At 48.9% G+C, this 26,977-nt stretch carries 18 protein-coding genes and 1 pseudogene; 9 read left to right on the forward strand and 10 right to left on the reverse strand.

What is annotated here, in order from left to right; all coding sequences use genetic code 11:
* The 3 genes and pseudogenes from BGO59_RS28365 to BGO59_RS28375 form a co-directional block, all read right to left on the reverse strand.
* Positions 1-710 (reverse strand): annotated as a pseudogene (locus BGO59_RS28365) (alpha/beta hydrolase); the annotation flags it as partial.
* A gap of 31 nt (positions 711-741) precedes the next feature.
* A complete protein-coding gene (locus BGO59_RS28370; RefSeq protein ID WP_293689429.1) occupies positions 742-2,202 on the reverse strand; it encodes an alpha-L-fucosidase in 1,461 nt (486 codons plus the stop codon).
* Positions 2,203-2,225: 23 nt separating this feature from the next.
* On the reverse strand, positions 2,226-3,335 hold the full coding sequence (locus tag BGO59_RS28375) for a glycoside hydrolase family 18 protein (RefSeq protein WP_293689894.1): 1,110 nt from the start codon (positions 3,333-3,335) through the stop codon (positions 2,226-2,228).
* A gap of 293 nt (positions 3,336-3,628) precedes the next feature.
* On the opposite strand from BGO59_RS28375, the gene BGO59_RS28380 reads away from it, so the two are divergent.
* Together BGO59_RS28380 and BGO59_RS28385 are read left to right on the forward strand one after the other, a co-directional pair.
* Complete coding sequence (locus tag BGO59_RS28380; RefSeq protein ID WP_293689431.1) at positions 3,629-4,864, forward strand: ROK family transcriptional regulator; 1,236 nt, start codon at positions 3,629-3,631, stop codon at positions 4,862-4,864.
* 33 nt (positions 4,865-4,897) lie between these two features.
* On the forward strand, positions 4,898-6,460 hold the full coding sequence (locus BGO59_RS28385) for a VCBS repeat-containing protein (protein ID WP_293689433.1): 1,563 nt from the start codon (positions 4,898-4,900) through the stop codon (positions 6,458-6,460).
* 67 nt (positions 6,461-6,527) lie between these two features.
* On the opposite strand, the gene BGO59_RS28390 is transcribed toward BGO59_RS28385, so the two are convergent.
* The gene (locus BGO59_RS28390; protein WP_293689435.1) at positions 6,528-8,132 is read right to left on the reverse strand and encodes a SusD/RagB family nutrient-binding outer membrane lipoprotein; all 1,605 of its coding nucleotides are present in this window, start codon (positions 8,130-8,132) and stop codon (positions 6,528-6,530) included.
* Positions 8,133-8,147: 15 nt separating this feature from the next.
* Positions 8,148-11,462: a SusC/RagA family TonB-linked outer membrane protein gene (locus tag BGO59_RS28395; protein ID WP_293689437.1), complete on the reverse strand. Its 3,315-nt coding sequence runs from the start codon at positions 11,460-11,462 to the stop codon at positions 8,148-8,150.
* 281 nt (positions 11,463-11,743) lie between these two features.
* Here BGO59_RS28395 and BGO59_RS28400 point away from each other — a divergent pair, with 281 nt between their 5' ends.
* The gene (locus BGO59_RS28400; RefSeq protein WP_293689439.1) at positions 11,744-12,199 is read left to right on the forward strand and encodes an SRPBCC domain-containing protein; all 456 of its coding nucleotides are present in this window, start codon (positions 11,744-11,746) and stop codon (positions 12,197-12,199) included.
* Between the two features lie 54 nt (positions 12,200-12,253).
* On the opposite strand, the gene BGO59_RS28405 is transcribed toward BGO59_RS28400, so the two are convergent.
* Positions 12,254-13,432 (reverse strand): hypothetical protein, encoded by a 1,179-nt coding sequence (locus BGO59_RS28405; protein WP_293689441.1) that lies wholly within the window; start codon positions 13,430-13,432, stop codon positions 12,254-12,256.
* 186 nt (positions 13,433-13,618) lie between these two features.
* On the opposite strand from BGO59_RS28405, the gene BGO59_RS28410 reads away from it, so the two are divergent.
* Positions 13,619-14,335, forward strand: coding sequence for a DUF5020 family protein (locus BGO59_RS28410; protein ID WP_293689443.1), 717 nt, complete (start codon positions 13,619-13,621; stop codon positions 14,333-14,335).
* 75 nt (positions 14,336-14,410) lie between these two features.
* Here BGO59_RS28410 and BGO59_RS28415 read toward each other — a convergent pair whose 3' ends face one another.
* Positions 14,411-14,827 (reverse strand): putative toxin-antitoxin system toxin component, PIN family, encoded by a 417-nt coding sequence (locus tag BGO59_RS28415; protein ID WP_293689445.1) that lies wholly within the window; start codon positions 14,825-14,827, stop codon positions 14,411-14,413.
* Positions 14,827-15,045, reverse strand: a complete 219-nt coding sequence (locus tag BGO59_RS28420) for a hypothetical protein (RefSeq protein WP_293689448.1) — start codon at positions 15,043-15,045, stop codon at positions 14,827-14,829. Before BGO59_RS28420 ends, BGO59_RS28415 begins: the two co-directional genes overlap by 1 nt.
* Positions 15,046-15,244: 199 nt before the next feature.
* Between BGO59_RS28420 and BGO59_RS28425 the strand changes: the two genes are divergently transcribed.
* A complete protein-coding gene (locus tag BGO59_RS28425; RefSeq protein WP_293689451.1) occupies positions 15,245-17,668 on the forward strand; it encodes an ABC transporter permease in 2,424 nt (807 codons plus the stop codon).
* Positions 17,669-17,735: 67 nt separating this feature from the next.
* On the opposite strand, the gene BGO59_RS28430 is transcribed toward BGO59_RS28425, so the two are convergent.
* Entirely contained in the window at positions 17,736-18,212 is a 477-nt protein-coding gene (locus BGO59_RS28430) for a Uma2 family endonuclease (RefSeq protein ID WP_293689454.1), read from the reverse strand.
* 45 nt (positions 18,213-18,257) lie between these two features.
* Here BGO59_RS28430 and BGO59_RS28435 point away from each other — a divergent pair, with 45 nt between their 5' ends.
* Positions 18,258-20,723: an ABC transporter permease gene (locus BGO59_RS28435; RefSeq protein ID WP_293689457.1), complete on the forward strand. Its 2,466-nt coding sequence runs from the start codon at positions 18,258-18,260 to the stop codon at positions 20,721-20,723.
* A gap of 137 nt (positions 20,724-20,860) precedes the next feature.
* A complete protein-coding gene (locus BGO59_RS28440; protein WP_293689460.1) occupies positions 20,861-21,475 on the forward strand; it encodes a hypothetical protein in 615 nt (204 codons plus the stop codon).
* Here BGO59_RS28440 and BGO59_RS28445 read toward each other — a convergent pair whose 3' ends face one another.
* Entirely contained in the window at positions 21,476-21,946 is a 471-nt protein-coding gene (locus BGO59_RS28445) for a Uma2 family endonuclease (RefSeq protein ID WP_293689463.1), read from the reverse strand. It abuts the gene before it with no gap.
* 44 nt (positions 21,947-21,990) lie between these two features.
* On the opposite strand from BGO59_RS28445, the gene BGO59_RS28450 reads away from it, so the two are divergent.
* Positions 21,991-24,414 carry an ABC transporter permease gene (locus BGO59_RS28450; RefSeq protein ID WP_293689466.1) on the forward strand — a complete coding sequence of 808 codons (2,424 nt, stop codon included), beginning with the start codon at positions 21,991-21,993 and terminating at the stop codon, positions 24,412-24,414.
* Between the two features lie 100 nt (positions 24,415-24,514).
* Complete coding sequence (locus BGO59_RS28455; protein ID WP_293689469.1) at positions 24,515-26,962, forward strand: ABC transporter permease; 2,448 nt, start codon at positions 24,515-24,517, stop codon at positions 26,960-26,962.
* Positions 26,963-26,977: the final 15 nt, after the last annotated feature.

Here is a 26,977-nt window from a genome sequence, read left to right on the forward strand (position 1 = left end):
TGCAGATCGGTGAGGGGTTTGGTTGATGCATTGACAACCACTACGGCCCCTTGTAACGCGGCATTAGATTCGCCTAACCGGATACTGGGTAAGGTAGGGTCGTCGGTACTGAGCAATGCTGGCTTATTCGGAAAATCCAGAATGGCCGTGATCATAATTCCCCGCACATAAAACTCATTTAAGCCTTTGCGTAGCTTTATCGGAATGTGCAGGTAGCCCATATTATAGGCATCGCCCATGTGCAGTTCACCATTTACATAGACGTTACTATTACCTTTTATGGTCAGCAACGCCATCTGTTCACGCGATGAGGGGTAGGTCAGATAGGTGTAGCCACCTCCTCCACCGATACCTCCCCGCAAACTACCGGCCACCACGCCCGGTCCTGCCGGTGCTCCTCCATTACCCCGATTGTTGCCCCGCAACCGAAGCCGACCCAGGCTATCGGCTTCTACAGCAATCCAATTAATGGCACGACCTTGATCGTCGGTACCGAATGCGGCACCTTCTGCCGGGGCCGTTAGCGAACCTGTATACAGCCGATAGGCCAGCGGGTCGGTATAAATGGCTTCGCGACCATATCGGCTACCGGTCAGCGCCACCAGCCCTTTTGTAAATGTGTAGGATCGAACAGGTTCCGGGGTCGTTTGCGCCCACAGTTGACTGATTGACAAGAACGAGAGGGCCAGGCTGGCCAGTAGTTTTCGCATTGTTGATTAAAAATCGAGGATCAAAATAAAGTTACCGCTCCGACACTTTGAAAACCCAGGCGGGTTGTGATTGCAACCACTTACGGGCTGCATCGGGCAACACAACAACAAAACCGTCGGATGATTTGCTATACTTGAGCGGCTTGGCGTAACCCAGTAGTTTAATGGTTGGCTTGCTTGTCTTGACAATCGAACTGAGTGTTAGCGTAGCCGTTGGTGTTTCCTGTTCGACAGGTAGGTACGTCTGATAAACCGTTGATCCATTGCCCGTATATGCCCACTGCTTTTGCCGATACGGCGCAACAGGCTTAGTGTCGTAAATCGACTCGCCATTGATCCGCAGCCAGGCACCAATTTCCTGTAATCGCTGGTAAGCCTCTGGATGCCAGTCGCCGTTGGGGCTGGGAGCAATGTTCAGCAGGAGGTTGCCGTTCTTCGCTACAATGTCCACCAATGTATGAATTAGCTTACGCGTCGGTTTAAAATTCTCTTTCGGAATATACGACCACGAATCGCCCATGGTCATGCACGACTCCCAGGGAATAGGCATGTACGAATCAGGAATGGATTGTTCGGGGGTTACGTAATTCTCAAATTCGCCGGTAACGGTTCGATCGACGACCAGCAAACCCGGTTGATGGCTTCGACCCATACGGGCAATACGCGCCATGTCGATGTCCTGATCGTAGGGTATGGTACGTTGCCAGCTAATGGTTGAGTCGATGGTTGTTCGGGGGCGTACCCAGCCTCCATCGAGCCAGAGAATATCGATTTTACCATAATCGGTCATCAACTCCTGAATCTGGTTGTAGGTAAAATCCTTGAATTTCTGCCAACGCTCCGGGTATTTCTGGGGCGAGTAAGATACGTTGCGGTCTTTGGGCGGGAAATAGGGGTCCCAGTAGTAGGGTGTATGCCAGTCGGGCTTCGAAAAATAAGCTCCTACCATAAAGTTCTGTGCCCGAAACGCATTGAACACTTCTTTGGCGACGTTGCTGCGTGGATTCGACGAGAACGGTGATTTCGGATCGGTAATTTTGTAATCCGTTTGCTTGGTATCGAACATACAAAACCCATCATGGTGCTTGGTCGTAAACACCACGTATTTCATACCAGCCTCTTTAGCCGCCGTCGCCCAGCGTTCGGGATTGAACTCGGTTGGGTTGAAGGTGGTCTGAAGGTTTTCGTAAGCCCGTTTGTAGTCGTACCAGTTGGCTGCGTATGGACCTCTCCGTACGCACCATCCCTCATCTTCGGGGCATAGCGACCAGGATTCGACAATACCCCACTGGCTATACGTTCCCCAGTGCATCAGGAGCCCAAACTTAATTCCCTGCCACTGTGTGAGTTTCTGGCGAACCAGGCTATCTGTAGGCGTTATGTAGTGCGTGTGGTTCTGTTCGGAATGCTGTTGCGCCAGCAACGTACCGGGCAGCAGACAACTAGCCACCAACCAGGCATAACAGCGTGAGTAAAACGATTGTCTCTTCATACTATCTTGTGGGAGGAATTAGGTTAATTCAAGCCGTTCACAACGGTATCGAGCAGGGCTTTGTGTTTCAGATCGTAAATGTATTCCCAGAACATAATCCCGCCCAGCCCCTTCTGTTTCACGTAGTTGAGTTTAGGAATAAAGGATTCGGTATCGGCATACGAAATAAAGGTGCGTGAGGTAGGATTCCAGAGATAGGGGGCTTTGGCATCGGCATCCCAGTAGCGTACAAACCCATTTTTGTTGATGTACTTATCGACCAGTTCATCGTGACTAAGAAAGGAATGCTTTCCTGTCGACGGCTGATACAGGCCGTTATCGACCGGACGAACATCGGACCAGCCGCGTCCATAGAAGGGAATCCCCAAAACGATTTTGCGAGCCGGAACACCCGCCTTAATATGTCCATCTACAGCCGACATAGAGCTGTTACGCGACTGATCGCCCTTTTTCGACTGCGCCAATGGACTGTGATGCCCGGTTACTTTGTCATTGCCATGATACAGATCGTAGGTCATGATGTTTACATAATCCAGGTAGCGTTGCGCTTCGCCCAAATTGGTATGACTCACAAAAGCCGTATCGCCCCCAGTAGCGGCCGTCAGCAGATAGTGATTTGAGCCCGTACGTTTATCACGTTGCCCCTGCTTGTCGAGTTGGTCCCGGATTGCTTTGAGAAACAACGTAAAATTGCCCTTGTCTTCGGGCCGAAAAATGTTTCCGGCACCAATTTGAGCGGGGTACTCCCAATCGATATCAACGCCATCGAGCTTATATTTTTTGAGGAAAGCCACCGCACTAGCCGCAAATTTCTGCCGGGAAGCGTCGGTTAAAGCAGCGTCGGAAAAGTACTTGCAACCGCCCCAGCCACCGACCGAGATCAGGATTTTCAGATCTTTATTGATAGCCCGGAGCGACGTTAGCGCCACCAGATTGGCAGAGTCTTTGGGGGAAATAGTCGCAAATTCGCCGTTTTGGGCCGGTACGGTAAAGGCGTAATTGATATGGGTCAGTTTGCGCGCTTCAATCTGCTCTTTGGTCCACCCATTCCCACTTACATACCCAATGAGTACGTATCGTTTGGGAGAAGACTGAGCTATTCCTTCTGTAGAACAAATAAAAAATAGGCCGATGCAGCAAACGGCCAATAAATTGGCGACGATTTGATAGGATGACTTCACAATATTTTGATCAGGGTGAGTTAGAACAAAGATACCTAGATTTTAAATTTTTTATAAAATAAGGCCGCATTAAGAAAAATATTTATTAACTATGTTAGTGAAATGCCATAAACATTGCTCAACTACACTTACTTGCTAAGTTTTTTAAGTTTTTCAATAGAAATGGCATGGTTATGTCTTATTAATGAACAGGACTTGTTCGCTTCTAATTGAACGACCGCTCTAGCAAGGAGTCGTTAACGTATATGCTCTCATCTGCCACCTCGGAAGGCAATCTTCTTGCCGCCAAACGCTCCATCGTTGCTTTCAAAAAAAATCAGCAGGTTAAAAAGGCACTTCTCCATCTGTATCAGGAAGGGTCTTTGACACTGGCAAAGCTGGCCGAATTATTAAATACCAGTATTCCGTCGGCAACGCAGATTATTGACCAGTTGACAGATGATGGCTGGGTCAACACCATCGGAACAGTATCAGGCAATAATGGTCGGCGACCTGTCCTTTTCAGTCTGAATCCATCAGGGCATTACGCAGTGATTCTGGATAGCAACACACACGACACCACCTTGCTACTGGTTAACCCACTACGGGAAATTATTTTTCAACAGCGTGTCGACATGGCCCTGGAAGACAGTCCGCGTTTTTCAGAATTTCTGGTATCGTTCGTTAATGAAGCCGTTGCCGAGTCAGGTGTTGATAAATCCAGCATCGTCGGTGTTGGCCTATCGTTACCCGGCCTGATCGATTCACAGCATGGGCTTAACCTAAGCTATACGAACCTGGCTTTACCCGATCAGTCGCTTACGGCCTGGTTAGAACAGCAGTGGAATTGGCCTGTGTTTATGATTAACGATACCAAAGCCACCGCTTTAGGTGAACATCGATTTGGGAGTAGTGTGGGTAAACAACACGCGCTGACCATCAATATCGACTGGGGTGTGGGCTTGGGCATTATCATCAATGGTGAGGTTTTCCATGGCGCTTCGGGCTTTGCGGGCGAACTGGGGCACATCCAGGTAGCTCCTCAGGGCGAGTTATGCTATTGCGGAAAAATAGGCTGTCTGGATACATTGACCTCCGCATCGTCGCTCGTCAAGCGAGTACAGCGAGAAGTACAGGCCGGCCAGGTAACCAAACTAGCGGTCTTCCACGACGATCCAGGCCAGATTACTATCAGCCACGTGATCCAGGCAGCTGCCCAGGGCGACACCTTCGCCATCGATCAACTACATGAAACGGGTTATCAGCTTGGCAAAGGACTGGCCATTGCCGTTACCTTGTTCAATCCCGAGATTATCGTAATCGATGGCGTATTGGCCGAAGCGTCTCTGTTCATCACCAATTCCATCAAGCTCGCCATTAATAAACATTGCCTGAGTGGCTTCCGCAATGATTTACTGGTCGAGGTTACGCAACTAAATGGGGCGGCCAAGTGGTTAGGTACACATGCGCATGTGCTCGAAAGCCTGTTCGCCGATACCTGATTTTCTTCTTAGTTTCTGTAAACGAATTGCTGGATGGTTCCCTTAAAAACGGGTCTGCTTCTTTTTATCGCTGTTGGCATTGCTTCTTTTGCCAGTATTGACCAGGATTTCGCTCCGGTTCGCCAGGGAAAAGCGGTTAAGGATTCGGTCTTAACCGGAAAACAACTGGCATCGCGTTATTGTGGAAGTTGCCACCTGGTTCCAGAACCCGAGTTGCTGGATAAAAAAACCTGGACTGGTCGTGTTTTGCCCGTTATGGCCATGCGCCTGGGGCTTAAATTGCCAGGGCAGGATACGCTCCAGGCGCTCTCGCCCGAAGAAGAAAATGCGATCAGGCCGCTACATATTTACCCGGAAACACCTGTACTGTCGATGAGCGACTGGGGAAAAATCGTCAGCTACTATGAACAGACAGCTCCCGAAGAACCCTTACCACAAAAACCTCACCCATCGATAACGAATACCCTGCCGCTGTTTACGGTGAAAGCTCTGTCGATTGGTGATAAATCGGTACCGCAAACAACGTTGTTAAAATACGATAACCGGAAGGGCCAATTGTATGTGGGCGATGCACAGAATTCACTTTATGTGCTGGACAAAAACCTGCAACTGGTCAATACCTGGTGGATCGATACCCCTCCGACAGACATAGATTTTCCCGAAAATGCGGCCCCACGACTGCTCACTATCGGTGTCTTCAGTCCGTCCGATCAACACCTGGGCCGACTAATGACCTTGGAACGGTCGGCCAAGCCGGGCACCTCTCCCATCAATATCAAAGGATTACCCCGCCCGGTTCAGTTCACCGCTAGTGACCTAAACGGCGATGGCAGGCAGGATGCTCTCGTCTGCGGATTTGGGAACAATGCTGGAAAACTGTTTTGGTACGATGGGTTCGACCCTACCAAAGAACATGTTCTGAAGGCATTACCGGGTGCCCGAAACGTACAGATTGCCGATTTCAACCACGATAAAAAGCCCGATATTATGGTGCTGATGGCCCAGGCGCGGGAAGAGGTAACCATCTTCTATAATCAGGGCAAAGGTCAATTCGCCGAAAAAACGGTCTTGCGGTTTTCACCTTTGTTTGGGTCCAGTTATGTTGAACTCGTCGATTTCAACAAGGATGGCTTTCTGGATATCTTACTGACCAATGGCGATAACTGGGACTATTCGGCCATCCATAAAAATTATCATGGTGTACACATCTACCTCAACGACCGGAAAGATAATTTTAAAGAGGCCTGGTTTTTCCCCATCTATGGAGCCAGCAAAGCTATTGCCCGCGACTTCGACAACGATGGCGATATGGATATAGCAGCTACTGCTTTTTATACCACGCTGGAACAGCCCGAACAGAGCTTTATTTATTTCTCGAACGAAGGCAAGCTGAACTTCAAACCCTTCAGCACGCCCGAAGCCGCTTATGGAAAATGGCTCACGATGGAAGCCGCCGACGTTGATCAGGATGGTGATACCGACATTGTACTCGGCTCTTATTTTCATACGGTTGGCGAAATGACCCAGCTCCTATATAGAGGTATTACCACCTTTCCGCAACTGCTCGTGCTGGAAAACCAACGTCAACAAAAATAGGCAGGCCAATAGCCTACCTATTTTTTATACTTAACCAAACCTACTCTAACTTAACTGTATTAACTGCTTATTTTACGTCCCAGAAAACCTTGGTGGTCAACTTATCAGAAGCCCGTACGGTCTCGTAGTTAGCAGTGTTGTACGTGATTTCGTTGCCTGGAATGGTCCACTTCACGGGCGGTAACGTCTGATTGTTCGAGTTATCGGTCCAGAAGCTCAGTACAGGATAATCTAACCGACGAACATCCGACCAGTTTTCATAAGGCTGAACCAGGTTATAGTGCAACCATTTCTGGGTAGCAATCAGCTTCAGTTTATCAGCATTCGTAGCCGCTTTCGCCCAGCTTACGCCATTGCCTGCAATGTAAGTCGCAATAGAGGCATCTGTAGCGGCTGCGGGCTTCGCCGAACCCGTAATACCCGTTGCATTTGACAGTGCTAAAAGCCCGTTGTAGAACTGAACCGACTGCGTGATGGCCGTTTCGTAGGCCGTTTTAGCAGCGGCATCATTATTAGCACGCAGATAGTATTCCGCCTTGATTAAATTAACCTGGGCTGCATTGATCAAAATGCCAGGGAAGAACTGGTTACGGCTCAGCGTATAACGGTTATAGATCGCAATCTGTCCACCATTGATCTGTGCTGTCTGAGTAGCCGAAGTACCCAGTGGGTCAACACCTACGTATTTCCCACCGGCATTAGCACCGGGCTCGAATAACAGCGGCAGACGAGGATCGCTATTGGCATTCATGTTGTCGATGATTGCCTTACCAGCCGTATTACCATACCAGCCATCGCCTTCAATCCCACTCTGAAATCCTTTAGAATTGATATCGGTGTTCAGATCATAGACGTTCATCTGGATGTTCTGTGCGTTTGTTTCCACAACCGGATAGGTACTTGGGCTACCCAGGATCTCAGCGATTTCTGAGTTTGAACGCGACTTGAAAGCATCTACATCCGAAACCCGGTTCAGCAGACGCAAACGCAGGGAGTTGGTATACCGTTTCCAGAGCGTCAGGTCACCTTTATTGAGGAAATCCTGCGTCTGGAACGACTTCTGATAACCAGCGTTCAGCGAGATCCCGTTCATTTCGGTGGCGATGCTTTTCAGATCGTCCAGCAGGAAGGAGTAGATCCCATCGGCCGTATCGAATTTAGCACTCGACGTCTGGTATTCTCCACCATTCGTACTTAATAAACCAGCCTGGCTGAAGGGGATCGGCCCGAACAGATCGACAAGCTTGGCGGTATAATCATAGACAAACACCGCAGCACTCAGCATGAATATGCGAAGATCTTTCTGCTGATCGGCTGGCTTTGTAGCATATACTTTCTGCAGTTCACGATACTGCGCCAGTACGTTGTAGTAGTTATACCAGACATCTTCCACACCCGACGAACCTGGCACATACTGGCCCGACTCATTAGGCCAGCCCACAGCCTGGTTATAACGGTTCAGAGAAGTACGCAACGTAACGAAGTAAAACCGATAACCTGGCAGCACGTAATCACGGCTGGCATAGAGAACCCCGGTGAATTGCTTTTCAACCGTTGTGGTCGAAATCTTCGCAGGATCAGGATAGGCTTCCGTAAACTCAGAGTCCTTACAGGCTACGTTTGCCAGGAGCATTCCTGATAAAAGCAGTAATGATATATGTTTCTTTTTCATGATTGCATTAAGAGATTAGAAGCTAGCCCGTAGCATGACGCCCATTGTACGGAAAGATGGGTTGTTACCTGCGTTGCTGATGTTATCAGTCCAGCGGGTTCCGGTGTTGGCCTGTTCAGCATCCATATCCTTGATGGTTCTGTAGATAAAGAACAGGTTCCGGCCAAATACCGACAACGTCAGGTTTTGCGTACCGATTTTACGGGTAAGTGCAACAGGCAGGCGATAGCCCAGCGAAAGCTCCCGCATTTTGATGTAGGTGTTGTCTTTCACGTATAGCTCATACCGTGCACTACCATACTGTGGTCCACCCCAGTTATAGGTAGAGTTGTAGTAAACTGCCTGCGAAACAATGTTGGTGTTCTTTTCGCCAGTAGCCAGTACACCATCCATCAGCATACCATCATTATAAACGGTTTGACCGTTAGGGCCAGCGGCTGCTGTCGTCTGCACACCCTTGCCGTTGGCATCGATGTAGTACGACAATCCACCATGTTCAGCATCCATCGCGGTGAGGCTTTCTTCGGTCAACCCACGCGAGGTCATCCAGTTGATACCCGTCGGCATGATAGCACCCCCGAAACGGAAGTCGGTGATCACATCCAGCGTAAATCCTTTGTAGGTGAAGTTATTCAGCAAACCACCCGTCAGTTTTGGCATAGCATTACCAGCCTTAATCCAGTTGTTGCCATCCAGTTGATAGATACCGTTCGGACCAACAATTTTCTGGCCTTGTGCATTGGTCAGGATTCCATGCACGTAGATGTCGCCCATTGGCTGACCCACAACCGAACGAAGCTGAGCAGCATTACCGTCGTAATCAGCATGCAAAAGCTCGGTAGAACCATTGGCCAGTTTCTCGACCTTGTTCGTGTTTTTGGCCAGGTTCAATGTCAGATCCCAGCGGAAGTCGCTCGTCCGAATTGGAGCGATGTTCAACGCCATTTCCAGACCCTGGTTGCGCAATGTACCGATGTTTGCCAGTACCGATTTAGCACCCGTCGAAGCAGCAATAGTCAGCGGCAGGATCTGATCTACGATTTGTGCATTATAGTAAGCCAGGTCGACACGTAACCGATCTTTGAACAGACGGGTCTCTAAACCAAATTCAAACTCGCGCTTCTGCTCAGGACGAATTTTGTCGTTGCCATAATCGCTGCTGATGTTCGTATACAATACAGAGCTTCCGCCCGACTGCTGTACGTTCAGGTTACCCTGCGTATAGGCATTGTTGGCGCGATAGATAGAGGGGTAGTTACCCACGATACCGTACGATGCCCGCAGTTTGGCATAGCTGATAGCTGTAGGCAGTTTCAACAATTCGCTGATAATAAACGACGAGTTTACAGAGGGGTAAACGAACGCGTTATTGCCAGGAGCAAGCGTCGATGTTTTATCCCGACGCAACGTTCCTTCTACGTAGATAACGTCTTTATAGTTGAAATTCACCGTACCCAGGAAAGCATCGCGCACCCAGCGATCCCGTGAACTGCTACCACCTACCGTGTTTACAGAAGCCGACAGATCGAAGAAGTTCTCTGTGCTCAAACCACCATTGGTCGACCGAGTCATCAACGTATTCAACTGCTTATAGGCATTGTAACCACCCATGGCCGAAAGCGTAATATCTTCGTTCAGCTTTTTGGTGTATGATAACAACACGTCGGTATAGACATTGCTATACAGGTTGTTGCTCAGCCCAAACGAACCCGAGTATCCAAACGCCAGCGGAATCGAGCTACGTTGCTTATCTTCGATACGCTCCGAGGTGAAGTCGGTTCCTACACGCCCACGCAGGTTCAGGTTTGGTACGATTTCCCAGTTCTGGGTGATGCTGGCAATGATCCGGTTGCTGTATTCATCGTAGGTATTGGCCCGCGTACTCCATACATAATCACCAATGTCCGTTTTGAATCCGTTCCGAATGATGTTCTCGTTCGGGGTCAGGCTTTGGTTGGTACCCGTTACATATTTATACCCCAGGCTGGTCTGATACTTGTTAAAATACCAATCGGCCGATTCGAAGCGGTTCATCATCCCGGAGAAGTTGTTGATCATCCGGTCAACTTTGTACGGGCGATTGTGCGTGTACTGGTTGATGTAGTTCACGACCAGATCCGTCTTCAGATTCTTACTCTCATTGAAGCTGGCATTCAGGTTCATGATGTTCTTTTCGTTTTTCGCTTTGTAGCTGATCATGCCATTATCCTGGCGGGTATACGAAAAACGGAGCGACGAGTTTTCAGTAGCCTTCGAAATCGAGAGGTTAATGTTGGCACTGTTTGCACTCTGGAACAGATCGGCGTAGCTGTTGTTGGATGCCGAGTATGGACGAATCACACCATCGAATGCCATGACAGGCTGACCATCGAATTTGGGACCGAAGTTAACAGTCGCGTTAAGCAGCCCACGTGTATCGCCTTTACCATCACCATTGGTGTCGTAATAGATGAATCCGTTGGCATCCTGTCCGCCATTGTTGTAGTTCAGCATATAGCCAGGACCACGAACATTTTGATAACGGGGCAGATAGGCGATATTATCGACACTATAGCTGGCACTGAAGTCGATGCCCAGTCCTTTCCGGCCTTTGCCACTTTTGGTCGTAACCAGAATAACCCCGTTTACGGCTTCAGAGCCATACAGGGCGGCTGCCGAAGCACCTTTCAGGATCGAAAGGTTTTCAATATCGGCTGGGTTCAGGTCCAGGATACCATTACCCCGAATCCGCTGGTCGCCCCAGTAATCGTTGTTTCGGGCTTCGCCGTTCCGAATGGGGATACCATCCATTACAATAAGTGGCTGGGTATTACCCGTAATCGAAGACAGACCACGAATATTGATGTTGACAGCACTAGTAGCACCACCCGGTGTTGCGTTGATAGTTACACCTGGGGCCTTTCCGTACAGAGCAGTAGCAAAGTTCGGGGTAGCCGTTTTCACCAATTGATCGTTGTTCACAATCGCTGTGGCATAGCCCAATGCCCGTTCCTCCTTTTTGATACCCAACGCTGTAACAACAAATTCATTCAGCATCGTAGCATCTTCTTCCAGCGTTACATCGACCGTTGTCCGGTTGTCGATGGCTACTTCTTTGGTTTTGTAGCCAATGTAAGAGAACACCAGTGTTTTATTCCGACCAGACGCAATGCTGTATTTACCTTGTGCATCCGTCACGGTTCCCGAATTGGACCCTTTTACCACAATGGAAACACCCGGCAAGGGTTGTCCATCTGTTGTTGTGGTAACTTTACCCGAAATGGTCTGCGCCAGTACGGGGCTACTTATTACCAACAGTAGGATAATAAGCCTAAGTACAGTTTTTGCCATAGAAAAAGCTATTAAATCTTCAGTTAAGTTTAATTACAGACAATATTAATATATTTTTTTAATTACCTAAAACAAAATAAATTTTTTTAAAAAATAACCTGATTAATTAAAATAAATTAGACAAAACTCGTATCAGGACAAGATTTGAAGCTATGATCACCCATTTTTCCGCAAAATTAGCCCGTTTTCATTGAGCGTCCACTCCTAGCAAAATGAAGCCTATTTAGCCTTAAGCTAGTTATAAATCCTGAATCGACGGACAAGAAATACCTATTCCAACCATGCAGCCTAACGCTATAGTATATAGGACAGTGCCCATTAAAGCTCCCCTTTCAACCGTGTGGGATTCGCTGACGGAACCCGATTTGATAAAACGATGGATGTGGGATTCCGATGTTGCGATCTATACCGACTGGAGCGTCGGCAGTCAGATCCGTATCCAGGGAGATTTCCATGGGATTCGTTTTGACAATAAGGGGACCGTTTTGCAGTATATCCCAGAGCGCACCCTCCAGTATACTTATTGGAGTACGTTATCCGAAATTGCCGACGCGCCCGAAAACTATTCGATCATCGAGTTTTCATTGGATACACATGCCGATCAGACAATTCTTATATTTCGGCAAAGCCAGTTCGCGACCTACGCCATCTACAAACACTTCGAATTCTATTGGAACACAACGCTTCACATCCTGAAGCAACGGCTGGAGACCCCTCTTTCAACAGACCAGAATTAATCAAGAAGTTAGCGGCAGGGCCCCGATGGGATCATACTGACGGTCGTTATCGTATTAGTTGCACGACTGCCCATCCAGTCGAAAATAGCGGACTTTTACGGGTGCTACCGCCGTCGAATCGACATAGCCTTTGAGGGCAAACAGACCTATATAGTTCGGGGCGATGTCAAATTCGTACGTAGTTAGCTCCTTAAACGAAAAGTTGTCGACCGGACTGGCGGAGTAGAGTATCCGAAATTTCCGCCCCTGTTTTTCGATTCGAAAGGCAAAGTTTTTCAGGTTGGTGTCGGCAATACGACGCTCTTCAGCATTACTGATATGAAACAGAGGCTGATGGATAAACTCTTCCAGATTGGCATCCGCTTTCCCATACGACGAAATAGCCTGAATCAGAATCTCGGCCGGACGATGAAAGCCCCCGAAAAAATCGTTGTACGAGAGCGACAACCGGATGCTTTTACCCGTAAACAGGGTATCTTCCATCAGCAGCAAACCCGCCTGCTGCCAATTGCCCATAGGAACGAAATCTGTCATGTGCATTTCGGTTCGGAAGCAATCATTCCTGATTTCGCGAATCAGCAGGTTCTGTACGCGTGGTGTCTCGCCAGTCTTAGGCCAATTATCCCCCTTTAGCGTAAACAGTGTCAGACGTCCGGGGCTTTCATTCCGTCGTTTCCAGTAGGATTCATTTTTATGTTGTACCGTCCAACCGCTCTGGCTGAGATAGGCATCGGATGTATTGCGAAAATCTTCCTGAACCTGCTCCAGATTTGACTGATGAAAAAACAAGTACCCTACCACCAGCACGATCAATAGTAGAACCGCTACGAGCCAGCCATCGCCCGACCTTTTCGGCTCCATATTGGCTGTCTTAATCAGTGTTGGTGTACCTATCTGTTCGCGGTATCGAAACCAATGCGAAAAGTTCTCTCCCGCTTTTTTTCGTTCGGCTTCAGTAATGGAGGGCGCGTCGAGCACATAACGCGCCAGGGTATCGAGCGTAGCTATGGACGGATTCTCCTGCTTGCTGGTCGAAGGATTCAAGACAAAAGCCGTATAGTTTTTAATGCTTCGCCAGCCGATCACCAACCCGGTTCGTTCTTCGATCTCGGTACTCAGGTGTTTACTCTCCGGCTCCGACAATGGGCTTTTCAGCGGATGGTCGAAGCATTTTCTGACCACCGCATCCATTAGTTCGGCAAACGCCCGCCTATCGAAGTCGTCTCTATACATACGCTATGTAAATGGATAATGGATAATGTACAATGAATGATAGATAATTAGCATACACTTTTCATTATGCATTGTGCATTATCCATTGTGCATTTTTACAGAATTCACATTTCCGCGACGTTTCCGCCCTAATTCCGCCCGATTCAGCCCATGCGACGAAGTTTTGCCGAAACAATTTCGTCGTCGATGAAAACGCTTCTTCTGTTTTTTTTCTGTCTGATTATGCTGGCTGGCAAAGCGCAACAGCTTCAACTTCATTATGATTTCCGCCATTCGCTCGACCCTACGTTGAACCGAACGAATTTTGCCTCCCTTTCTTTTGAGTACTTCAAGAGCAATGACTCCACCGGCTCGTTTCTCCTGAAAATGCAGACCGACTTTTCGGGCGAAAATAACAACATCGGGCAGCTTTTCGTACAGGTATCCCGGAATCTGCGGTTCTGGCGGCCAAAGGTGTATCTGGCACTCACCTACAGTGGCGGTCTAGGGGTAGCACCGCCATCCTTTGGGTATTACCTCACCAATACGTTTGGCGTGGGAGCTGCCTATCCGTTTCAATGGCGTGGTGCCTGGTTCAGTACGAGTCTGGTGTATCGATACAATGCCTTTCTGAAGCCAAGCTACGATCCACAGCTAACGTTTTATTTCGGAAAAGGCTTTTTCAACTATCGGCTCATGATTGCCGGGAGCCTGGTGGCCTGGAGTGAAAACCGCAATCAGGGTAATGATTTTACGAAAGGGCTGGCTGGTAAAAAAGTAGCATTCTTTGGCGATCCTCAATGCTGGGTTAAAGTAGGCAAAACGGTTTCTGTCGGCTCGCGCATTAACCTCTTTTATCACACTTTAACAAACGAAAACCGGATTCAGGTATACCCCACGCTGGCGTTGAAAAATCAGTTTTAATTGCTATTAACCATTTTCCCCATCAGATGAAGGGAGTTGCCCTCACCCTACCCAAGCAAAACGCTGTACATTGACTCACTGAAGCAACTTCTTAAGCAGAGAGCAAAAAGCATCGAACGACAGCAAATCAATTTTAGGAAAAGGAATAGTAGGCAGGTGCCCAAAATGGCCATCGTTCGTTATTATATAATCGGCATTTCCAATTATAGCGGCATCGGTGAATTTATTGTCGTCGGGATCGTTCGGAATAAGCAGGAATCGAAATGCGGGCTCTACCCGAATCACTGTTGGAAAATTATCTAAAGCTAACAAAGTCCGCTCGGCGAAGGTGGCTGAATAGTGGCGTTCGAGTAGTTCAGCGTACTCAGCCAAGATCTCGGTTGATACCACTAATTCAAACTGTCCTTCCTTTAACGCATCATACACCCAGCGATAAGCGGAAAAATACGGTGTAATGACTAAAATGATATTGGTGTCGAGTAAGACCCTCATTATTGTTTGTAGGGAGTACGGAGGTGCGCGGTTAACAACTCATCCATATCCTTTTGAGTTATTGATTTCTGTTCTTGCAATCTGACCATTTCTTCATCTGCTTTTTTAACAAAATAGTCAGCCAGCAGGGCTTTAATGTCCTTGAGTTCATTTTGGCTCAAGTCATGTGAGAACAATTGCAGCAGGTGTAATTGTACCGGATTGAGTTTTGTCGTCATTTCAGTTGATGGATAGTCTCCGTACCAAAGTTACGAAATCAGAAGATTAGAACTCCATACCCCTGTCCGTAACTGAACTTATCGCGTCCATAAACGGACACACAGCAATTGCCTCAAGACATATAACACTGACAATCAACTTCTTAACTTTCTGGTACGGCATTTGGGCATCTTTTATGAATAAACTTCAGATGCTGGTATGCTACGCAATTATTTGCTAATCGCTTTTCGTAATCTGCAGAAGCACAAAACGTTTAGTTTCATCAACATTGTTGGGGTAGCCGTCGGGCTGGCGTGTTTTCTGCTCATCGCCCTGTATGTACAGGACGAACTCAGCTACGACCGCTACAACACCCATGCCGACCGAGCTTACCGGCTTACCCGTACGTTTCTTACATCGGATGGATCCCCTTCGTTGAAACTGGCGCAGGCCGCACCACCCTTTGGCCCTCTGATCAAACAGGATTTTTCAGAAGTTGAACAGGTTGTCCGAACGCTGGACATAAGCAATGGTCTGTTACGCGTTGGCGAACATTCGTTCAATGAGCCGGACATTTTTCTGGCCGAAGCGAATCTGTTTAAAATACTTGATTTCGATATTGTTAGTGGCAATCCCGATCAGGCACTGGCCAATCCGTTTTCGATCATGTTCTCCCGGCCTATGGCCCAAAAATATTTCGGCAGCGAAAGTCCCGTGGGCAAGACGGTTCGGTTCAATAACCAGTTCGACCTGACCGTTACGGGTGTGTACGAACCACTACCCACTCAGGCCCATTTCCATCCCGGCTTTCTGATTTCGTTCTCGACCCTGAACGACAACCGGATTTACGGAGCCGAAGGCTTACGGACCAACTGGAGCAACAATTCCTTCAACACCTATGTATTGCTAAAACCAGGACATGACGGTGCTTCGGTCGATCCTAAACAGATTGAAGCTGGTTTTCCAGCCTTCCAGGACAAATACGTCCCAGCCGAAGAGGGTCGAAAAGCATCTACCTGGTCGGTATTGAACCTGCAAAAACTAACGGACATCCATCTTCGGTCGCATACTGATTCGGAAGTGGAGCCCACCGGCGACATCACTTATATTTATCTTTTTTCGGCCATCGGTTTATTCATTTTGCTGATTGCCTGCATCAATTATATGAATCTGGCCACTGCCCGTTCGGCGGGGCGAGCCAAAGAGGTTGGTATGCGTAAGGTTGTAGGGGCCTTGCGCAACCAGCTCATTGGTCAGTTTCTGAGCGAATCCCTGGTGCTGGTCCTGTTTGCCCTGGGCGTTGCTGTATTTCTGGTCATGCTGGGATTACCGGCTCTCAACGATTTTACCCACAAGCAACTATCGTTCAGCCAACTCCTAAATCCAGTTTTTCTAGCCATTCTGGTCGGCATTACGCTCCTGACAGGGTTGGTGGCCGGTAGTTATCCCGCCTTTTTCCTGACCTCGTTCCGGCCACTGGGCGTACTGAAAGGACAAATAGCCTCGACTGTACGAAGTGGAAAACTTCGGCAAGTGCTGGTTATCACCCAGTTTTCCATCGCCATTGTTCTAATCATCAGCACCGCTGTGGTCTACAACCAGATGAAATACATCCAGAATTACCGACTGGGCTATGCGAAAGATCAAGTGTTGATTCTCCGTGATGTGGGTGATTCAACCACGAACTATGAAACACTGAAACAGCAACTGGTTCAAACCGGCTCTGTGCGCGATCTGGGTCGCTCATCGCGGATACCGTCGGGCCGACTGCTGGATTCATACGGGGCTATGGCCATGAAAGGCGACACCATGGCTCCAGTTAAAATCAACCTGCGGGGGCTGAGTGTCGATTACGATTTTATTCCAGCCTACCAGATCAGCATGGCCGCTGGACGCAACTTTGCCCGTACCTATTCGACCGATACAGCGATGGTTATTCTGAATGAAACCGCCGTTCGGCAACTGGGCTGGACACCGGAGCAGGCGATTGGCAAACCATTTCACTACGGCCCCGCTAAAGGCCAGATCATTGGTGTCACGAAAGACTTTCATTTTGAGTCCCTTCACCAGCAAATGGCAGCCCTGGCTATGATTCTGCGTCCCGGTCAGCTCAACTGGCTATCGATACCGCTCAAAGGCAATATGCCGGAAGCGGTGCAGCGGGTCGAGTCGGTCTGGAAACAGTTTTTCCCGCAACAACCGTTCGATTACAAGTTTCTGGACGAGCGCTTTGATCGGCTCTATGCGCGTGAGCAAACTCAACAAACCCTGTTCAGCGTGTTTGCCGGCATCGCCATTCTGATTTCGTGTTTGGGTCTGTTTGGGCTGTCGATGTTTATGGCCGAAGCCCGTACCAAAGAGATTGGCATTCGAAAAGTGCTGGGCGCGTCGGAAGCCAGTCTGGTTGCCCTGTTCTCAAAAGACTTTATGAAGCTGGTGCTGGTCGCGCTGGTTATTGCCTCACCCGTGGCCTGGTACGCCATGCACAACTGGCTGAAGGATTTTGCCTATCGTACCGACATTCAGTGGTGGGTATTTGCGCTGGCTGGTGGCCTGACGGTTCTGATCGCCCTGCTGACGGTCAGTTTCCAAAGTGTAAAAGCGGCCCTAACGAATCCAATTAAATCACTTAAATCAGAATAGCATGGAGCGAGGTGCTGGGAGCAAGGAGTAACTTAACCCCAGCACCTCGCCCCCTGCCCTATAATTCTTATGCAAAAATGGCGGGTAAATTTAGCTCAAACCCAGTATTAGGATCATGCAATACATCAGCTTCGTAGAAAAACTGATAATGGCCAGGACGATCATAAACGAATATACCCTGCACAGCAGGTGCCACAATCCAACAGGATTTTACACCAAAGTCGAAGTAAATAGTTGTTTTGTCGACCATTTGTTCAAGACTTTGTGAAGGTGATTGTATTTCAATACAGACCAATGGAGCATCTGTTCGTTTAGCAGGTTCATGTTGATAGTCTAGCATGATAGCAGGATAGATGACAACATCGGGCGTAGTTCCATCGGGTAGGGTAGCTAATGTTACCTCGCTGGCAATTCGGTACTCATTGCGGTAGGCCGTCTTAAGTTCGAAAACCAGATTAGCCTGAATAGCACCGTGAGTAAGATTAGGCATAGGTTTACCGCGTTCTGTTTCATAGTCAGATAATTGCTCTGTAATTGCTTCCATGTCCGAACACGTGTTTTTTATCAAAGTTAACCAAAACGCTTAACAATGCTTCTCAACTATCTCAAAATCGCCGTTCGGAATCTGCTGAGGAGTAAGTCGTTCTCAGCGATCAATATTTTTGGGCTCTCGGTCGGGATGACCTGCTGTATGCTCCTGCTGCTGTACATACGCAGCGAGTTGTCGTATGACAAACATCAGGAACATGCGGACAGGCTGTATCTGATGGCTCAGGAAACCATCATCGGTAAGGGGAACAAAGGGGCCAGTATGGACAAGAACTCGAACGCATCAGCTCCCTATGCATTTGCCCTGAAATCCGAATTCCCGGAAATTGACCAGGTAACCCGCTTGTGGATCAACCTGATCGACGATAAGGCGTTGTTGCAGGTACGTGAAAACGGGAAATCGGTCAAGGCCTTCTACGAAACAAAAGGCTATCAGGTCGATTCGACATTCTTTGACCTGTTTTCGTATCAGTTTACCGAAGGCAATGCCCATACTGCCCTAATCGACCAGCATTCTGTAGTGCTATCAGAAGAAATTGCCCATAAGTTATTTGGCAATGGCCCCGCCCTGAACAAACTGATACGAATTGGTGGTACATCGGGCAGTGGTGAAGATTTCAAAGTCACAGGTGTTTACCGCGACGAAAGCGCCCGTTCACACATCGACGCCAAATTCTTTTTGCCTCTCAGTGCTGGTTGGGTAGGCGGTTTTCTTCGAAACGCCAAGTTGGACTTTTGCTGCAACAATATGTTCGTCACGTATCTGAAGTTGCAACCCAACGCCGACCCCGCTCAGTTGACCCAGAAATTTCCGGCCTTTATGGCGAAGTATGCTGCCAACGACCTAAAAAACGTGGGTTTCGACAAAAAACTGTTTCTGGTTCCGGTATCTGCTATTCACCTCTACGATCAGATCAATACCATTGTTACGCCAACCAATACCACAACCTACCTCTACATTCTGGCTTCCATTGCGCTGTTTACGCTGCTAATTGCCTGTATCAACTTTATGAATCTGAGTACGGCCCGTTCCGCCAAACGAGCTGCCGAAGTTGGGGTTCGGAAGGTAATGGGCGCCGAACGGGGTTCACTAATCGGGCAATTTCTAGGCGAGTCGATGGTATTATCCCTGCTGGCGTTAGGTATTGCTGTGGCGCTGGTCGTCGTCCTGCTGCCTATCTTCAATCAGTTAACTAATAAGTCATTGCAGTTGCTGGAACTGTTCGAACCACGCATTATTCTGACGTTCATCGGCCTTGCCCTTCTCACGGGTTTGCTGGCCGGAAGTTACCCCGCCTTCTACCTGTCGATGTTCAATCCCGCGCAGGTGCTGAAAGGCAAATTTGCCAATACCTTATCCGCAGTCGCGCTACGTCGTGGGCTGGTGGTGTTTCAGTTTGTGATTTCGGTAGGGCTGGTGCTAGCCACGTTTGTGATTCAGGAGCAAATGCGTTTTCTGCGCAACACGCCCCTCGGTTTTACCCAGGATCAGCAGATTGCCGTTGCCCTGACCAGCAAAGAAGCTCATGATGTCTATAGCGCCTATCGCACCGAAATTCTGCGCAACAATCAGATTACGGGCGCTGCCGGAACCCAATATTATCCGGGTATCAACAACGCCAGTGATTTTTTACTGTACCGACCCGACCAAGGGCCAATGAATGCCGATCAGGTCAAAACAAACTGGGTCGATTACGATTTCCTGCCAACGATGGGTTTCAAACTCCTGGCAGGCCGGATGTTTTCCCGGCAGTTTCCGGGCGACACCAGCAACCGGCTCGTCGTCAACGAAGCTACCTTACGTAAATTCCATATTCCCTTAAACAAAGCCATCGGGCAAAAACTACAGTTCGACTGGCAGGGCCAAACAAACAGGTACGAGATTATGGGCGTACTTAAGGATTTCCATTTCGAAGACCTTCGGCAAAGCATTGAACCGTACGCGTTTCTGTTGAGCAGCCGTCCCAATTACAATTACATCATCGTGCATGTCAACACCGCCAACATGTCGAACGTCATAAATTTTCTGGAACAAAAGTGGAAATCCCTTCGCCCGGAAGAGCCGTTTACGTATACGTTCCTCAATGAAGATTTTCAGAAGAATTACGAAGCCGAAGCCCGTACTTCTCGAATTGTGAGCTATTTTACCATTATTTCCATCCTCATTTCGTGTCTGGGTCTGTTCGGCCTGGCCGCGTTTGCCGCTCAACAACGAACCAAAGAGATCGGGGTACGGAAAGTCCTGGGGGCCTCGGTGACGAACATTGTGCTGTTACTCGCTAAAGACTTCCTCATTCTGGTGATTGTTGCCATTGTGATCGCTTCACCCATTGGTTGGTATGTTATGAACAAGTGGTTGCAGAATTTCGAGTATAAAATCGATATACCCTGGTGGATTTTTGCCGTGTCAGGTATTCTGGCCATTACCATTGCATTCATAACCGTCAGTTTCCAAAGTATCAAAGCTGCGTTGGTTAATCCGGTAAAATCATTAAAAACAGAATGATGTAGAGACGCGACACCTCGCGTCTCCTGACCGGATGGTTTTTTCGGTTATTGACATTACTATGGTTATTACTGGCTTAAACAATTGCTGACGCATAGGAGACGCCAGGGATGGCGTCTCTACATTAACAAACATTTATGAAAACACATATCACAATCCTACTGGCGCTGGCAAGCTCACTGGCGATGGCGCAGAAACATTCGTCGCTCAGCACGAGCATTAACGACGATGAGAAGACCCTCTCGATTCGCGTAAATGGTACGGTCGATGGGCAAAAGATCGATTATGACCGGAATTTCAATGTGTCGGGTTTAAATCTTGCCGAACGCAACGCCCTTCGCGAACGCATTCTGGACTCGTTGCACATCAGCAGGCCTGAACCACCGATTCCACCCACCGAGCCTTCGATCAGTATGACTGCTCCTGTAGCACCAAAGGCTCCTAAAACACCAAAACCCCCTCGCTTTGATGGCAGTGAGTCCGTCACGATCATCAGTAGCGATGGCCCGACCATAACGAGTAGCAATGGCGGCAATCAGGCTGTAGCAGTTGGCGGCAAAAATCCCTACACCAAAGAAGTGAATTACGACTCAGAGACGGGCAAGCTATTCCTGCGCTATCGGTTCACAAAAGACGGTGAAGACATTACCTACGAGCGTACGCTCAACGCCCGCGACAAGTCGCAGCAGGAACGGCAACAGCTTATTAAACGTATCGAAAAAGAGATTGGTGTACCGAAGAGTGAGAAGTGATTAGCCTTCAAAGATTTCGCTCAACTGGAGTTGGATGCCAGTTACGGGGTCGGCAACGAGGCCATTCGCAAAATTAAGCTGCCGACGGTCAGGCAGCAGAATCGAAACCGTTTGGACCGTAGGCACCACTAGCCAGACCGATTTAACGCCAGCCGGGAAATGCTTTTTATAGATGCGTTCGGTCAGGCTGTTCAGGCTTTGCTCAGGAGAGAGAATCTCGATGGTCGTAAGTGGAACATCCTGTACAACAATTTCATCGGCTAGCCAGTCTATGTGCCGTTTCGGAAATATGCATAAGTCTGGACGAGTTTTACCTGAAGCAAATTCAAGATCAAGTTCCGTGAAAATACTGTATTGCGTACGGTAAGATAGCTTGAATAGAAAAGCCAGATGGCTTTGTAATTCAGAATGATTTAAACTGGACATTTTTTCGTCTTCGAATTCGGTGGGTTGATCAATGACGGCCTCCATAATGCAACGAAGTTTTTTATCAAAGATAACAAAAACGCCATAAGATGCTCCTTAACTATATCAAAATCGCCTGGCGGAATCTGGTTCGCAACAAGGCCTTCTCAGCCATCAATATTGTCGGGTTGGCCCTTGGCCTGGCAACGTGCCTGCTCATCAGTTTGTACCTGTTCAATGAACTCAGCTACGACCGCTACAACGAAAAAGCCGACCGGATTGTGCGGGTCGTTTTTCAGGCCATTACGAATGGTGGACAGATCAATGAGGCCAATGTGATGCCACCCGTGGCTCCGACGCTCAAAGCCGACTACCCGGAAGTGGAAGAAGCAACCCGTATCCGGGCTGCCGGGGCACCATCTATCACGGTGGGCGATAAAACGTTTCGGGATGACCAAATTGCGTTCGTCGATTCCAACTTCTTTCAGGTATTTACCCTACCCCTGCTTCAGGGCGATGCCAAAACAGCGCTGATCCAGCCCAACACGGCTGTTATCACCCAGGCGATGGCGCGTCAACTTTTCGGTACTGAAAACCCGATTGGAAAATCGATACCAATCAAAAGCTGGAATACCCTCTTCCGGGTAACCGGCGTAATCGACAAAATTCCGGTCAACTCACATTTCCATTTCGATATGTTCGTGTCGATGGCCGGGGATTCCGACGCGAAATCGCCTTCTTGGATGACGTCGAGCTATCACACGTATTTGGTACTTGCCAAAGGATACGACCCTGCAAAGCAGGAAGCCAAGCTGCCGCAGATGGTCAGCAAGTATATGGCAGCACAACTTCAGCAAGCCTTTGGTATGACACTGAGCCAGTTCCGGCAGAAAGGCAACGACGTTAGATTTCTATTGCAACCCTTAACCGACATTCATCTGCACTCGAACCTGACGGGCGAACTGGAACCCAACGGCGATGCTCAGTATGTCTATATTTTCGGGGCTATTGCGCTGTTTATGCTGGTTATTGCCTGTATTAATTTCATGAATCTGAGTACAGCCGGTGCCTCGAAACGAGCAAAAGAAGTGGGTATTCGGAAGGTGATGGGTTCAGTGCGCCAAAGCCTGACCAACCAGTTTCTGATTGAGTCGCTGCTCCTGACGGCCATTGCGCTGGTGCTGGCCGTTGGGCTGGTTTATCTGGCATTACCGCTTTTCAATGACCTTTCGGGCAAAGAACTCACCTTCAATTTTACGACCAAGCCCTGGCTTCTACCAGGTTTATTGCTGCTGGGCGTAGTAGTAGGTGTGCTGGCCGGAAGTTATCCTGCCTTTTTCCTGTCGTCGTTCAGGCCCGTTCAGGTGCTGAAAGGCACCAAGTTTACGGGTGATCGAAAAAGTATTGGGCTGCGAAGCGGACTGGTAGTGGTTCAGTTTTTTATTTCGATTACGTTGATGATTGGCACAACGGTCGTGTATCGGCAACTCAGCTACATTCAGAACAAACGACTGGGCTACGATAAAGACCAGGTGCTGGTACTGCCCGAAACCTGGCAGCTTGGTAAACAGGCAGAGGTGTTCCGCAATATGGTCATGCAGGACCCTCGGGTGGTCAATGTCAGCACATCGGGATACCTACCAGCGGGGCCGAGCTATAACAACAATTACATTAGTTACCCCGAGTCTAACTCAACACAGTTGGTTAAAACGCTTCGGTACGAGGTCGATTACAATTACATTCCGACGTTGGGCATGCAGATGGCCTATGGACGCAATTTTTCCAGAGCTTACGGTACCGATTCGTCGGGGGTAATCCTGAACGAAACGGCCGCCCGAACGTTTGGCTGGAACGGCAATGCACTTGGGCACACCATTACCCATACCGAAAACGACGGAAAAATCGGAACCTATCGAGTTATTGGTGTAGTAAAAGATTTTCATTTTCGCTCGATGCACGAAGCCATTTCTCCCCTGGTTATGATGTTGGGTAGTAATTCTGGCGCTGTCATTGTGAAGATCAAAACCAAAGACATCCATGGCCTATTGGCTTCGCTGAAAAAGCAATGGGAGCAACTGACCACCGAAGCGCCATTTGCCTACTCGTTCCTGGAGGAACGCTTCAACAATACCTATCTGGCCGAACAGAAAACCGGGCGCATTCTGGGCCTTTTTGCCGGACTAACCATTTTTGTAGCCTGCCTGGGACTGTTTGGCCTGGCAACGTTTATGGCGGAACAGCGCACCAAAGAGATTGGCGTTCGGAAAGTATTGGGTGCCAGTGTTCCAAGTATCGTCGGTCTGCTTTCCAAAGATTTTCTGAAGCTGGTGGCTATTGCCATTGTGCTGGCAAGTCCGGTGGCCTGGTACGCCATGAACCGATGGCTGGCTGATTTCGCCTATAAGATCGACATCGAGTGGTGGATGTTTGTACTGGCGGGTGTACTGGCCGTCGGCATTGCGCTGTTGACCGTGAGTTTCCAGAGCATCAAAGCCGCGCTGATGAATCCGGTGAAATCGTTACGAGCAGAATGACCTACTGTAGAGACGCAATCCCTTGCGTCTCATGACCGGATGGTTTAGGCTGACGCACAGGAGACGCAAGGGATTGCGTCTCTACATACCACCTGACCCCATGCTTCTTAACTATATCAAAATCGCTATCCGCAATCTGAGTCGTAATCGGCTGACCACCCTCCTTAACGTAGCGGGGCTATCGGTAGGCATTGCATCTTGTCTGGTCATTTATCTCATCGTAGAGTTCGAACTGGGTTTCGACAAACGAGTGCCTGACAGGGAGCAAGTTTACCGACTCGTGTCCAAATTCAAGTTCGGGGACGATTTCTACTACAATTCAGGCTTATCGGCGCCTATCCCGGAAGTGGTGCGAACCAAACTGGCGGGTGTCAGAACCGTAGCACCGTTTCACACAGGGAGTTTTCAGGTTGTTGATGTTCCGCAGCCGGGTAAGGAACCGCTTCAGGTTCGGGCCGGAAAGAACGAGCGGGAATGGATGGTCAGTACGACCGAAGCTTTTTTCGAGATTCTACCCCGTGAGTGGCTGGCAGGTTCCCCTAAAACATCGCTGTCGAAGCCCGGACAGGTTATTCTTACCGAGAAGCAGGCCCGGTTGTATTTTGGTAATGCCAGTCCAGCCCTAATCGGCCGTCAACTGATTGGGGAACAATACAAAGACACCTTGATGCTGACCGTTTCAGGCTTGATAAAAGACCTTCACACGCCCAGTGATTTTGATTTTCAGGCCTTTATTTCCCTGACAACACAAACCAGCAGCAAAAAACGGCGGGACAATCTGGGGTTCGGCCAATGGAACAATACCAACTCGTCGTCGCAATGCCTGCTCAAACTAATACCCGGCACCGACCCCAAACGGTTTGGCGAGCAGGTGACCAAACTAGTAACAGCCAACGTACCACCCAGTGAAGAATCGGGCGACCGCTGGCTGTTACTCCAGCCATTGTCCGACATTCATTTCAATGCCGATTATGCCAGCGGCCATCACATTGCCCATAAGCCGACCTTACTCATCTTGGGCTTAGTGGGTGGGTTTCTTTTACTGCTGGCCTGTATCAATTTCATCAATCTGGCAACGGCTCAATCGACACAACGGGCGAAGGAAATTGGTATTCGTAAATCGCTGGGTAGCGAACGGAGCCAATTGATGGCGCAGTTTCTGGGCGAAACCCTATTGCTTACCTTGCTGGCGTCAAGTCTGGCTATGCTACTCTCGAAGGGAGCGATAGCGTATCTGGGCGAAATAATCCCGAAAGGTGTGGTGCTTGATTATACCCGGCCCAGTCTGTATCTGTTCCTGATGGGCGTAGCCCTGTTTACGGCCTTACTGGCCGGTTTTTATCCGGGTACGCTGCTGGCCCGGTTGTCGCCAGTCGTTACACTGCGAAACCAGACAGGGCAGGCAACGGGCAATGCGCTTTTGCGAAAGGGGCTGATTGTCGGTCAGTTTACCGTAGCGCAGGTGTTTATCATCGGCGCGTTGCTGGTGGGAAAGCAACTTCGGTTTATGATCAACTCCGACCAAGGGTTTCAGCGCGAAGCCGTCGTTACGTTTCACACGCCAACCAGTTCGTTTTTCAATGGCGATCACCACGATGTTCGGTTTACGCTCGCCGACCGAATTCGTACACTGGCGGGTGTCGAACGAGTAAGTCTGGCCAATCAGACACCCCTCTCGGGTGGTTATTCCACCTCTACGCTGGAATATACAGGTAAAAAGGGCAAGTCGGAGGTGAATGTATACCGCAAGGAAGTGGATACCAGCTTCATCGCACTATATGGCCTAAAGCTGTTGGCTGGTCGAAATCTGATGGCAAGCGATACCGCCAATGAATTTGTCATCAACGAAACCCTGGCCCGGCATATGGGGTATCAAAAACCATCGCAAGCCATTGGAAAGATGCTGGCCAAAATGCCGATTGTTGGTGTTATCCGGGATTTCAATCACCGTTCACTACACACTACCATACAGCCGACGGCCCTGATGAGCCAGAAATCAAATCTGCATATATTCAATGTGCGCTTCAGGCAGACCGGGGCCGCTTCATTCGACCAGACATTGGCGCAAATAAAAACGCTCTGGGCCAGTACGTATCCGGGTGAAACGTTTGAACCCAAATTCGTTGATGAATCGATTGCCGACCTGTACCGTCAGGAACGTGACCTGGGCAAACTCATTACACTGGCAACAGGCATAGCCATACTGATTAGCTGCCTGGGTCTTTTTGGCCTCGTCACCTTTACCGCCGAGCGCCGAACGAAAGAAATCGGGGTTCGAAAAGTGCTTGGAGCCTCCGTCGCCAGCCTGGTCGCTCTGCTCTCGAAAGATTTTCTGGTGCTGGTTCTGATTGCCATTATCATTGCATCGCCCTTGGCGTGGTGGGGTGTCCGTACATGGCTGGACGGATTCGCCTATCGTATCGACCTTCCCTGGGGCATGTTCTTCCTGGCCGGCCTACTGGTGATCGGTATCGCGCTCATTACGGTAAGTTTTCAAAGTATCAAGGCAGCTTTAATGAGTCCGGTAAAAAGCTTAAGAGCGGAGTAGACGAGTACGGGAAAG

The sequence above is a fragment of the Spirosoma sp. 48-14 genome, from assembly GCF_001898575.1.
In the GTDB taxonomy this organism is placed as follows: domain Bacteria; phylum Bacteroidota; class Bacteroidia; order Cytophagales; family Spirosomataceae; genus Spirosoma.

Excerpts from the sequence above, each read along its gene's own strand:
- BGO59_RS28420 (WP_293689448.1), bottom strand. The coding sequence starts at position 15,045 with ATGACGACAAAACTCAATCCGGTACAATTACACCTGCTGCAATTGTTC.
- BGO59_RS28370 (WP_293689429.1), bottom strand. The coding sequence starts at position 2,202 with ATGAAGAGACAATCGTTTTACTCACGCTGTTATGCCTGGTTGGTGGCT.
- BGO59_RS28410 (WP_293689443.1), top strand. The coding sequence starts at position 13,619 with ATGAAAACGCTTCTTCTGTTTTTTTTCTGTCTGATTATGCTGGCTGGC.
- BGO59_RS28380 (WP_293689431.1), top strand. The coding sequence starts at position 3,629 with ATGCTCTCATCTGCCACCTCGGAAGGCAATCTTCTTGCCGCCAAACGC.
- BGO59_RS28450 (WP_293689466.1), top strand. The coding sequence starts at position 21,991 with ATGCTCCTTAACTATATCAAAATCGCCTGGCGGAATCTGGTTCGCAAC.
- BGO59_RS28415 (WP_293689445.1), bottom strand. The coding sequence starts at position 14,827 with ATGAGGGTCTTACTCGACACCAATATCATTTTAGTCATTACACCGTAT.
- BGO59_RS28455 (WP_293689469.1), top strand. The coding sequence starts at position 24,515 with ATGCTTCTTAACTATATCAAAATCGCTATCCGCAATCTGAGTCGTAAT.
- BGO59_RS28425 (WP_293689451.1), top strand. The coding sequence starts at position 15,245 with ATGCTACGCAATTATTTGCTAATCGCTTTTCGTAATCTGCAGAAGCAC.
- BGO59_RS28445 (WP_293689463.1), bottom strand. The coding sequence starts at position 21,946 with ATGGAGGCCGTCATTGATCAACCCACCGAATTCGAAGACGAAAAAATG.
- BGO59_RS28390 (WP_293689435.1), bottom strand. The coding sequence starts at position 8,132 with ATGAAAAAGAAACATATATCATTACTGCTTTTATCAGGAATGCTCCTG.
- BGO59_RS28385 (WP_293689433.1), top strand. The coding sequence starts at position 4,898 with ATGGTTCCCTTAAAAACGGGTCTGCTTCTTTTTATCGCTGTTGGCATT.
- BGO59_RS28435 (WP_293689457.1), top strand. The coding sequence starts at position 18,258 with ATGCTTCTCAACTATCTCAAAATCGCCGTTCGGAATCTGCTGAGGAGT.
- BGO59_RS28400 (WP_293689439.1), top strand. The coding sequence starts at position 11,744 with ATGCAGCCTAACGCTATAGTATATAGGACAGTGCCCATTAAAGCTCCC.
- BGO59_RS28395 (WP_293689437.1), bottom strand. The coding sequence starts at position 11,462 with ATGGCAAAAACTGTACTTAGGCTTATTATCCTACTGTTGGTAATAAGT.
- BGO59_RS28430 (WP_293689454.1), bottom strand. The coding sequence starts at position 18,212 with ATGGAAGCAATTACAGAGCAATTATCTGACTATGAAACAGAACGCGGT.
- BGO59_RS28440 (WP_293689460.1), top strand. The coding sequence starts at position 20,861 with ATGAAAACACATATCACAATCCTACTGGCGCTGGCAAGCTCACTGGCG.
- BGO59_RS28405 (WP_293689441.1), bottom strand. The coding sequence starts at position 13,432 with ATGTATAGAGACGACTTCGATAGGCGGGCGTTTGCCGAACTAATGGAT.